The organism is Streptomyces sp. 150FB, from assembly GCF_000818195.1.
In the GTDB taxonomy this organism is placed as follows: domain Bacteria; phylum Actinomycetota; class Actinomycetes; order Streptomycetales; family Streptomycetaceae; genus Streptomyces.
This window is the reverse complement of record NZ_JTHL01000001.1, coordinates 7,214,765-7,225,019: the sequence shown is the minus strand read 5'-3', so window position 1 is coordinate 7,225,019 and position 10,255 is coordinate 7,214,765. Positions and strand designations below refer to the sequence as shown.

The 10,255-nt window shown below is 69.9% G+C and carries 10 protein-coding genes; 6 read left to right on the top strand and 4 right to left on the bottom strand.

Going from position 1 to position 10,255, the window contains the following annotated elements:
* Together QR77_RS44200 and miaB are read right to left on the bottom strand one after the other, a co-directional pair.
* On the bottom strand, window positions 1-677 hold a 677-nt coding region (locus QR77_RS44200; RefSeq protein WP_236710868.1), incomplete at its 3' end, for a hypothetical protein.
* A gap of 110 nt (window positions 678-787) precedes the next feature.
* On the bottom strand, window positions 788-2,278 hold the full coding sequence (gene miaB, locus QR77_RS30980; protein ID WP_040028942.1) for a tRNA (N6-isopentenyl adenosine(37)-C2)-methylthiotransferase MiaB: 1,491 nt from the start codon (window positions 2,276-2,278) through the stop codon (window positions 788-790).
* Window positions 2,279-2,375: 97 nt separating this feature from the next.
* Here miaB and QR77_RS30975 point away from each other — a divergent pair, with 97 nt between their 5' ends.
* Complete coding sequence (locus QR77_RS30975; RefSeq protein WP_040025307.1) at window positions 2,376-3,386, top strand: TAXI family TRAP transporter solute-binding subunit; 1,011 nt, start codon at window positions 2,376-2,378, stop codon at window positions 3,384-3,386.
* Here QR77_RS30975 and QR77_RS30970 read toward each other — a convergent pair.
* Both QR77_RS30970 and QR77_RS30965 read right to left on the bottom strand, forming a co-directional pair.
* Entirely contained in the window at window positions 3,376-4,839 is a 1,464-nt protein-coding gene (locus QR77_RS30970; protein ID WP_040025306.1) for a HAMP domain-containing sensor histidine kinase, read from the bottom strand. The genes QR77_RS30975 and QR77_RS30970 overlap by 11 nt on opposite strands.
* Before the next feature lie 6 nt (window positions 4,840-4,845).
* Window positions 4,846-5,559 (bottom strand): response regulator transcription factor, encoded by a 714-nt coding sequence (locus tag QR77_RS30965; RefSeq protein ID WP_040025305.1) that lies wholly within the window; start codon window positions 5,557-5,559, stop codon window positions 4,846-4,848.
* 330 nt (window positions 5,560-5,889) lie between these two features.
* Here QR77_RS30965 and QR77_RS30960 point away from each other — a divergent pair, with 330 nt between their 5' ends.
* The 5 genes from QR77_RS30960 to QR77_RS30940 form a co-directional block, all read left to right on the top strand.
* Window positions 5,890-6,675 carry an amino acid ABC transporter ATP-binding protein gene (locus QR77_RS30960; RefSeq protein WP_040025304.1) on the top strand — a complete coding sequence of 262 codons (786 nt, stop codon included), beginning with the start codon at window positions 5,890-5,892 and terminating at the stop codon, window positions 6,673-6,675.
* Window positions 6,676-6,710: 35 nt separating this feature from the next.
* Window positions 6,711-7,634, top strand: coding sequence for a glutamate ABC transporter substrate-binding protein (locus QR77_RS30955; RefSeq protein WP_040028940.1), 924 nt, complete (start codon window positions 6,711-6,713; stop codon window positions 7,632-7,634).
* A gap of 90 nt (window positions 7,635-7,724) precedes the next feature.
* A complete protein-coding gene (locus QR77_RS30950) occupies window positions 7,725-8,372 on the top strand; it encodes an amino acid ABC transporter permease (protein ID WP_040025303.1) in 648 nt (215 codons plus the stop codon).
* The gene (locus QR77_RS30945) at window positions 8,369-9,259 is read left to right on the top strand and encodes an amino acid ABC transporter permease (RefSeq protein ID WP_040025302.1); all 891 of its coding nucleotides are present in this window, start codon (window positions 8,369-8,371) and stop codon (window positions 9,257-9,259) included. Before QR77_RS30950 ends, QR77_RS30945 begins: the two co-directional genes overlap by 4 nt.
* A 322-nt stretch (window positions 9,260-9,581) precedes the next feature.
* Window positions 9,582-10,255 (top strand): FAD-dependent monooxygenase (locus tag QR77_RS30940; RefSeq protein WP_040028939.1); only part of this gene is annotated, 674 nt, incomplete at its 3' end.

Genomic DNA, 10,255 nt, shown 5'->3' with positions numbered 1-10,255 from the left:
CCCGCGCCCTCGGCGGCGCCGGCGAGGACCTGCCAGGGCGCCCGGCCGGCCGCCTTCAGCTCGTACGCCAGCTCCGCGTCCAGCGCCTTCAGCGCGGCCACGTCGGCCGCGCCCAGAGCCCGCGCCACCTCGGCGTCGAAACCGGCCGCCCGCTCGTCGAGATAGCCCGGCGCCTTGACCGTGCGGCACGCGCTGGCGTCGCCCATGATCAGCAGGGCCAGCCGCTCGGGGCGCCCGGCGAGCTGCTGTCCGCTGCGAACGCACCGTTCGGCGGCGAGAGGTTCCCCCACACCGAGTCCGCCGACCGGGGCCGCCGACCAGTGGACGTGCTCCAGCAGCCAGGCCCCGACCGCCAGCGAGGCGGGCAGCGAGGCCGCCGGAGAGACCTCCGGGGCGGCCGCCTTACGCTCCTGGCCTCCGGCGGCACGCCCGCCGAGTACGACATCGACATCGGCCCCGAATCCGCGGAAGGATCCCACGGCGCCTTCGAGGTGCGGCCCCCTGGCGTTCTCTCCGGCGGGCCCGACGACGATCAGCCGGTCGGGCCTGGCGGCGGCGAGCACCCCCAGGGCATCCGCGCACGCCGCACGCGCGGCGTCGAGTTCGGGAGCCGCCCCCGCCGCCACGGCGGGCACGAGGAGCGGCGGACAGGGACACACAGCAGCGGCGACCAGCATGATCGCACCCTAACCAACGCGGCGCGGATCGACGCGAGGCGCGTACCGGCCGGGACGCGTACCGACCGGGACGCGTACCGACCGCGCCCGCACCGGCCGCCGCGTACCGGCTAGAGCTCGACGGCGCAGCCGCCCGACGCCGCGGGCAGCGGCGCCGGCACGCCCACGGTGGGCAGCCCCAGCAGAACACCGGCGGGCTTCTCGTCGCCCGCCGCGTTCCGCCTCTCCCAGGCGTCCCCCGAGCGGGTACGCCGTACGTCGAGCGTCGGCCCCTCGGCCAGCAGGTGGTGCGGCGCCGCGTAGGTGATGTTGACGGTCACCACATCGCCCGGCCGCACCGGCGTCTCCGGCTGGGTGAAGTGCACCAGGCGGCTGTCGGGAGCGCGCCCCGAGAGCCGGCGGGTGGCGCCGTCCTTGCGGCCCTCGCCCTCGGCGACCATGACGTCGAGCGTGCGCCCCACCTGCCGCTTGTTCTCCTCCCAGGAGATCTCCTCCTGGAGGGCCGACAGCCGCATGTAGCGCTCCTGCACGACCTTCTTGGGGATCTGGTCCGCCATCTTGGCCGCCGGTGTGCCCGGCCGCTTGGAGTACTGGAAGGTGAAGGCCTGCGCGAAGCGCGCCTGGCGCACCACGTGCATCGTCTGCTCGAAGTCCTCCTCGGTCTCGCCGGGGAAGCCCACGATGATGTCGGTGGAGATGGCGGCGTGCGGGATGGCCGCGCGCACCTTGTCGATGATGCCGAGGTAGCGGTCCTGCCGGTACGAGCGGCGCATCGCCTTCAGGATCGTGTCCGAGCCGGACTGGAGCGGCATGTGGAGCTGCGGCATCACGTTCGGCGTCTCGGCCATGGCGGCGATCACGTCGTCCGTGAAGTCGCGCGGGTGCGGCGAGGTGAAGCGGACGCGCTCCAGGCCCTCGACGGTCCCGCAGGCCCTCAGCAGCTTGGAGAACGCCTCGCGGTCGCCCATGTCGGAGCCGTACGCGTTGACGTTCTGGCCGAGCAGCGTGACCTCGGAGACGCCCTCGGCGACCAGCGCCTCGACCTCGGCCAGGATGTCGCCGGGCCGGCGGTCCTTCTCCTTGCCGCGCAGCGCGGGGACGATGCAGAAGGTGCAGGTGTTGTTGCAGCCGACGGAGACGGAGACCCAGGCGGCGTACGCGGACTCGCGCCGGGTCGGCAGCGTCGAGGGGAAGGCTTCGAGCGACTCGGCGATCTCGACCTGCGCCTCTTCCTGGACCCGCGCGCGTTCCAGGAGGACAGGCAGCTTGCCGATGTTGTGCGTGCCGAACACGACATCGACCCACGGTGCGCGCCGGACGATGGTGTCGCGGTCCTTCTGCGCCAGGCAGCCGCCGACGGCGATCTGCATGCCGGGCCGCTTGGTCTTCATCGGGGCGAGCCGGCCGAGGTTCCCGTACAGCTTGTTGTCGGCGTTCTCCCGCACCGCGCAGGTGTTGAAGACGACAACGTCGGCATCGCCGTCGGAGCCGTCCGGGGCACGGACGTATCCCGCGCCCTCCAGCAGGCCCGACAGCCGCTCGGAGTCGTGGACATTCATCTGGCACCCGTAAGTGCGCACTTCGTAGGTCTTCGCGCTCATCTCGCCCACCAGGGTACGGGGTCGCCGCCGGCGGTCGTTCGCCGCTTCCTGAGATGAACCCTGGTCATCACGCGGAGTGAGCTGGCAGGATCGCGCCATGTTCGCCGTACCGCACGGTCCGTCCTGGCTCAGCCGTCCGCGCGTCCTGAAGGGCGCCGCCGCGTTAGTGGTGGTGCTGGGGCTCCTGATGTGGTGGCTGAAGCCCTTCGCGACACCGGAGCCCAGAGGTTCGGTCATCTTCAGTACGGGGGTGACGAGCGGGGTCTACCAGCGGTACGGCGTCCTCCTCAAGCAGGACCTGGCGCGGGCGTTGCCGGAGGTGTCGGTGACCCTCAGGACCAGCGAGGGTTCGCCGGAGAACATCGCGCGGGTGGCGACCGGCGAGGCGGACTTCACCATCGCGACGGCCGACGCCGTGGCCAAGTACAAGGCGGACCACGGAGCGGGCGCCGACCGGCTGCGCGGCTGTGCGCGGTTGTACGACGACTACGCACAGTTGGTCGTGCCGAAGGGCTCGACGATCCGCTCCACCGCCGATCTGCGGGGCAAGCGGGTGGGTGTGGGGCAGCCGCGGTCCGGCGTACGGCTGATAGCCGACCGGCTGCTGAAGGCCGCCGGGCTCGACGGCCCCGGTGTCCTCACCGCCGACCCCGTCGGGATCGACTCGGCGCCCGGTCTGCTCCGGAGCCACAAGCTCGACGCGTTCTTCTGGTCGGGCGGCCTGCCCACCCTGGCCGTGGAGGAGCTGTCGGACAGCTTCGACATACGGCTGGTCCCTCTTGAGCCCTCGCTGATCGCGAAGCTGCACTCCACCCGCGAGTCGGCCTCGCGCTACTACCGCTCGGCCGAGATGCCCGCCGACGCCTATCTCAAGGCCCAGAACGGCAAAGCCGTGTCGACCCTGGCGGTGGCGAATCTGCTGGTCACCACCGACCGGATGGATCCCGCGCTGGCCGAAGGGCTCACCCGTGCGGTGATCGACAGCCGGGACAGCATCGGCAACGAGGTGCACCCCGCGCAGTTGGTGGACCTGCGGACCGCGATCTACACGGACCCGCTGCCGCTCCAGGAGGGCGCCAAGCGGTACTACCGGTCGGTCAAGCCGTAGCGGACGAGCGCGGGACGCTCAGGGTGACCCGCAGACCGCCGGAACTCCCGGAGCCGCCCGAATCCCCGGAACTGCCGGAACCCTCGGCGCCGCCCGTACCGCCCGTACCGCCGGTACCGCCGCGTCCGTAGGAGATCGAGCCGCCGCTCGCGGCCAGCAGCGTCCGTGAGATCGACAGGCCGAGACCCGAACCCTTGATGTTCTGGTGCCGGTTGCTGCGCCAGAAGCGGTCGCCGATCCGGGCGAGTTCCTCGTCGGCGAGACCGGGGCCGCCGTCCGTGATGACGATCGTGGAGGTCTCGCCGCTCCGCCCGACGGTGACCGAGACCTCTTCGCCCGCCGGGGTGAACTTGAGCGCGTTGTCCACGACCGCGTCCAGGGCGCTGGAGAGCGCGACAGGATCGGCCCAGGCGGTGACGGCGGGGCCGTCCTCGGTGAGCCGTACGCCCTTCTCGTCGGCGACCGCCCGCCAGGCGGCGACGCGCTCGGCCACCAGCTCCCTGATGTCGACGACCCGCAGGTCGGCCGGGGTGTGCTCGGCCAGCGCCAGATCCAGCAGGTCGTCGAGGACCTGTCCGAGGCGCTTGCCCTCCGTACGGACGGAGGCGATCTCCTCGTTGCCCTCGGGCAGTTCGAGGGCGAGCAGCTCGATCCGCAGCAGCAGGGCGGCGAGCGGATTGCGCAGTTGGTGGGAGGCGTCGGCGACGAAGGCGCGCTGCTGCTCCAGTACGTCCTCGACGTTGTCGGCCATCTCGTTGAACGACCGGGCGAGACGCCGCAGTTCCGGCGGGCCGCCGGCCGCAGCGACCCGGGAGTTCATCCGCCCTGTGGCGATGTCGTGGGTGGCCGCGTCCAGCACCCGTACGGGCAGGAGCACCCAGCCCGTCAGCCGGAAGGCGGCACCGACAGCGACCAGCATGGCCGCCGCCTCGCCCGCCGCTATCAGCAGCCAGCCCTGGAGGATCTCGGAACGCATCTGGCCGGTCGGCGAGTCGGTGACGACGACGGCGACGACGTCACCGTCCCGTACGACCGGTGAGGCCACGATGAGCCGGCCCGACTGCCAGGGCCAGACCTGCTGGGGGTCGTCGCTGCGACGCCCGGCCAGGGCCTCCTGGAAGGCGCGGCGGCCCTCTCCGGCCACCGGCACCCGCCAGTTCGCCGGGGCGCTCGCCATGGCCTTGTCGTCGCGGTAGAAGACGCCGGCCCGGATCCCGTACACCTCGTGGTAGCGGGTGAGTTCCTCCTCCAGCATCGAACGCCGCTCGTTGGTCCCCGAGTCGGTCTGCGCGACGAACTGCGCGAGCGCGGCGACGCGCGCCGTGTCGTCGATGCGGTCGACGACGACCTTCTGCTGGTGGGCGGCGGCGAGGCTGACGGCGAGCGGGAAGCCCAGGGCGAGGAGGACGGCCGCCATCAGGACGATGAGCAGCGGCAGGAGTCGGGTGCGCACCTGGCTTTACTGACCCTGGTGCGCGGGCGGCACGACGAGGCAGTAGCCGACGCCCCGTACGGTCTCGATCAGGGCGGGCATGCCGAGCTTGTGGCGCAGGGACGCCACGTGCACTTCGAGGGTGCGGCCCGTACCCGCCCAACTGGTACGCCACACCTCACTGATGATCTGCTCCCGGCGGAAGACCACTCCGGGGCGCTGTGCGAGCAGGGCGAGCAGCTCGAACTCCTTGCGGGTGAGCTGGACGGCCGAACCGTCCACGGTGACACGGCGGGTGTCGGTCTCGATGCTGAGGCGCCCGAGGTCGGGGGACGCGTCGGCGGCCCGCTCGGGCTCCTCCTCGCTGGGTACCCGCCGGCTGACGGCGTGGATACGGGCGAGGAGTTCACCGGTGTCGTACGGCTTGGTCACGTAGTCGTCGGCGCCCAGATTGAGGCCGTGGATACGGGAGCGTACGTCGGCGCGCGCCGTCACCATGATCACCGGGGTCGAGCTGATCTTCCGGATCTTGCCACACACCTGGAAGCCGTCCTGATCGGGCAGCCCGAGGTCGAGAAGGACGACACCGAACGGCGGTTTGCCCTCGTTGGCCGCGGGGAGCAGCGCCTGAAGGGCCTGTTCACCGCTGCGCGCGTGCACCACCACGAAGCCGTGCTTGGCGAGTACGGCCGACAGAGCGGCGGCGACATGGTTGTCGTCCTCGACGAGCAGCAGTCTCATGGTCCCCCTAGTCAGTATCTGACAAATCCCGCCCGGCGCGCGACGACGACCGCGACTGCGGCGGGAGCGGTCACCAACACCGTCCGGCCACGGTCACAGTACGTACCAGGGCATCCATACTCATGGCGCTCCGTCAGTCAAGAGCGATCCCTCCCCTTCGGCTTTCCGTTACGCACCCGGTACTCCAGGCGTACACCTGGAGCAATGACTTCACGCGGAGTGTCCGCCCGCAACCGCATCGTTATGCTCAATTTCCGCTCAGATGTAATGACGCTGGTCGCAGCGCGTGACTAAGGTCCTCCCAACCGAGGAGGACGGAGCATTAAGCCGATGAGCGAAGTGTCAGTGACCAAGGGCCCCGAGGACGCCGGCCCGGCGACGGGTGACCTGGTCGTACTGGGCAACGTCAACAAGCACTTCGGCGCGCTGCATGTGCTCCAGGACATCGACCTGACGATCGCCAGTGGCGAAGTCGTGGTCGTCATCGGACCCTCCGGGTCCGGCAAGTCCACACTGTGCCGCACCATCAACCGCCTGGAGACGATCGATTCAGGTTCGATCACCATCGACGGGAAAGCGCTGCCCCAGGAGGGCAAGGAGCTGGCACGGCTGCGGGCCGATGTCGGCATGGTCTTCCAGTCGTTCAACCTCTTCGCACACAAGACCGTGCTGGAGAACGTCACCCTGGGCCAGATCAAGGTCCGCAAGCTGGACAGGAAGGACGCCGAGGTCAAGGCCCGCGCCCTGCTGGACCGGGTGGGGGTCGGCGTACAGGCCGACAAGTACCCGGCTCAGCTCTCCGGCGGCCAGCAGCAACGCGTGGCGATCGCCCGTGCGTTGGCGATGGATCCCAAGGTCATGCTGTTCGACGAGCCGACATCGGCGCTCGACCCCGAGATGATCAACGAGGTCCTCGAGGTCATGCAGCAACTGGCGCGCGACGGGATGACGATGATCGTCGTCACCCACGAGATGGGCTTCGCGCGCTCGGCGGCCAACCGCGTCGTCTTCATGGCGGACGGAAAGATCGTCGAAGAGGCGACTCCCGACGAATTCTTCAGCAACCCCCGCAGCGACCGTGCCAAGGACTTCCTGTCGAAGATCCTGCACCACTGACGGCCAACGAACCACACATACGAGGGATGTTCACCATGAAGCTCCGCAAGACAGCCGCTGCTGCCGTTGCTGTGCTCGCGTTGACCGCGACCGCGACCGCCTGCGGCGGTAAGTCCGGATCCGCCGGCGACCCGCCGCCCAGCAAGGCGGCCGGCGCGAACGCGCCCAAGCTTCCGACCTACCCGGTCGCGAAGGACGTCAAGCTGGACTCGCCGACCTTCACCAAGGCGAAGAAGCGCGGGAAGCTCGTCATCGGGGCCAAGGCCGACCAGCCGTACCTCGGCTTCGAGGACCAGTCGACGAAGGAGCGCACCGGCTTCGACATCGAGATCGCCAAGATGATCGCCGCCGACCTCGGCTTCACCCCGAAGCAGATCGAGTGGAAGACCGTCGACTCCGGCGTCCGTGAGACCGCCCTCGCCAAGGGCCAGGTCGACTACCTCGTCGGCACGTACACGATCAACGACGAGCGCAAGAAGCAGGTCGGCTTCGCCGGTCCCTACTACATGGCCGGCGCCGACCTCCTGGTCCGCAAGGACGACAACTCGATCACCGGCAAGGACGGCGTGAAGGGCAAGAAGGTCTGCTCGATCGTCGGCTCCACCCCGCTCCAGGAGATCAAGAAGCCGCAGTACGGCGCGCAGGTGGTGCAGCTCGGCAAGTACTCCGACTGCGTCCAGCAGTTGCTGACCCAGCAGGTCGACGCCGTCACCACCGACGACGCGATCCTCAAGGGGTACGCCGCCGACAACCCCAACAAGCTCAAGGTCATCGGCAAGCCCTTCACCAAGGAGCCCTACGGCGTCGGCCTGAACAAGGACGACAAGGCGCTCCGCGAGGCGATCGACACCTCCCTGGAGAACCACGTCAAGGACGGTTCGTACCAGAAGGCCTACGAGGCGACGCTGGGGCTCTCCGGCTCCGACTACATCGCGCCGCCGGCCATCGAGCGCTACTGACCACCACTCGCGAGTAGCGCCCCCCGTCGCGACATGTGGGGCGCTACTGCGCTGTTGACACCAGCCGTTGACCGCCGACGCGGAGGCCTCATGAATGTACTGTTCGACCATTTCACGGAGTACCGCGAAGGTTTTGTGGGAACCCTTGCGATCACCGCCGTCAGCGCGGTGATCGCGCTGGTCCTCGGGGTATTGATCGCGGGTTTCCGGGTCTCCCCGGTCCCTCCGCTGCGGTTCTTCGGCACCGCGTGGGTCACACTGCTGCGGAACACCCCGCTCACCCTGCTCTTCCTGGTCGCCACCTTCGTCGTACCCGAGATCCTCTTCCCGGGGATGAGTCCCTTCGTCCTCGCCTCCCTGGCTCTCGGCTTCTACACTTCGTCGTTCATCTGCGAGGCGATCAGGTCGGGCGTCAGCACCGTGCCGCTGGGCCAGGCCGAGGCGGCCAGATCGCTCGGGATGACCTTCGGCCAGACCCTGCGCATGATCGTGCTGCCGCAGGCCGTCAGGACCGTCCTTCCGCCGCTGAGCAGCCTGCTGATCGCCCTCACGAAGAACTCCGCCATCGCGGGCGCGTTCAGCGTCACCGAACTCTTCGGCTGGCAGAAGCTGATGAGCGACCAGGGCTTCAACGTCGTGCCGCTCTTCATCTCGGTCGCCCTCGGATATCTGGTCATCACCTTCGCCATCAGCGGCGTCTTCCGGCTGCTGGAGCGTCGTATGGAGGTTGCCCGATGAGTGCCAGTGTTCTGTACGACGCGCCCGGCCCGAAGGCCATCGTGCGCAACCGCGTCTACACCGTCATCGGCTCCCTGGCCATCGTCGCGCTGCTCGTGGTCAGCATCGGGCGGCTGGCGGGCAAGGGAGACCTCGCTCCCGAGATGTGGGACATCTTCAACTACACGGGGATCCGGCAGAACATCGCCGACGGAATCGTCGCGACGCTCAAGGCGTTCGGCCTCGCCGTCGTCGGCTCGCTCGTACTGGGCGTGCTCCTCGCGGTGGGCAGGCTCTCCGACCACGGATGGATCCGCTGGCTCGCCACCGGCTTCATCGAGCTGTTCCGCTCGATCCCGCTGCTCATCACGATCTACGCCGTGTGGGTCGGGTTCCTGAGCGACTACTCGCTGTGGGCCCTGGCCCTCGGGCTTTCGGTCTACAACGGCTGCGTCCAGGCCGAGGTGCTGCGGGCCGGCGTCAACTCCGTCCCCAAGGGGCAGCGGGAGGCGGCGTACGCCCTGGGGATGAGCAAGACCCAGGTGATGGTGACCGTGCTGCTGCCGCAGGCCGTCCGGGCCATGCTGCCGACCATCATCGGTCAGTTGGTGGTGACCCTGAAGGACACCTCGCTCGGATTCATCATCCTCTACCCGGAGCTGCTCAACTCGGCCCGGCTGATCGCCAGCAACACCCGGGTCAATGACATGTATCCGTATGTGTCGACCATCGTCGTCGTCGGTGCCATCTACATCGCGATGTGTCTGCTGCTCTCCGCTCTGGCCACCTGGATCGAGAAGCGCGGGCGGCGCGCCAAGACCGGTATCGCCGTCGCCGCCGCGGTGGATCTCCCCATCGAGGCGGGGGCGGGCACCGCGGGGACCGACGGTCCGGACACCACACCGTAGGGACGTGTTGTCGAAGTCCCGTCCGACCGGCGGGTGGTGGTGCGCCGCCGCCCGCCGGAGCGGACACCTGTGCGCCGGAGAGGCGCCCCCGGCCCGTGAAGACGCGAGTTCCCGCTCGCGCCGGAGCGTGGACCGGGGGCGCCTTACCGGCGCACCGGGGCGCACCGCCGCCCCCGGGAGGGTGGAGATCGCCGCAACCTCCGGCGCCGCCACCTCTTCGCTTGACGGGGGCACCCCCAGTGGGTTGCATACGTTCTGTGATCACGTACCGGGCTCCACGCACGCCTGACCGCAGTACCGTCCCGGCCGGAGGGGTCGCACCGTGGACCCGGTGATCGTCGTCGGCGCCGGCCCTGTCGGGCTGGCGCTCGCGCTCGCCCTCGCCGCCCAGGGGGTGCCCAGCGTCGTCCTGGACGAGGGTCCCGGCACGGACGATCCGCGCCCGGCCCGCACGGTCGTCCTGCGGTCCGACACCGCCGCCCTGCTCTCGCGGCTCGGCTGCACGACCCTGCGCGACGAGGGAACGCACTGGGTCGCCTGGCGCTCGATGCGGCGCAAGCAACTGGTGCGGCGGCTGCCGCTCGGCGCCGGCGGCGGGGCCGACCCGGTAGTGAGCGAAACGACCGGCCCCGGCGAGCCCGGGAACGACGACGGCCCGTACGAGGAGGAGTTCGCCACCCCCCTGCACATTCCGCAGCACGCCCTCTCGCGCGGGCTGCGGGAAGCCATCGCCGGGCAGGAACTCATCCAGGTCGTGACGGGCAACCGGCTCGACTCGCTGGAGCAGGACGAGCGCGGGGTCACCGCGCACACCCGGGGCCCCGGAGCGACCTGGTGGCGCGGCAGCCATCTCGTGGGCTGCGACGGCGCCAGGTCCACGGTCCGCAAACTGCTCGGCATCCGCTTCCCCGGCCGTACGGCGGTGGAGCGGCACGCCGTCGCCGCGCTGCGCGCCGAGCTGCCCTGGCCCGGCGAGGCCGTCCTGCACCGGCAGCC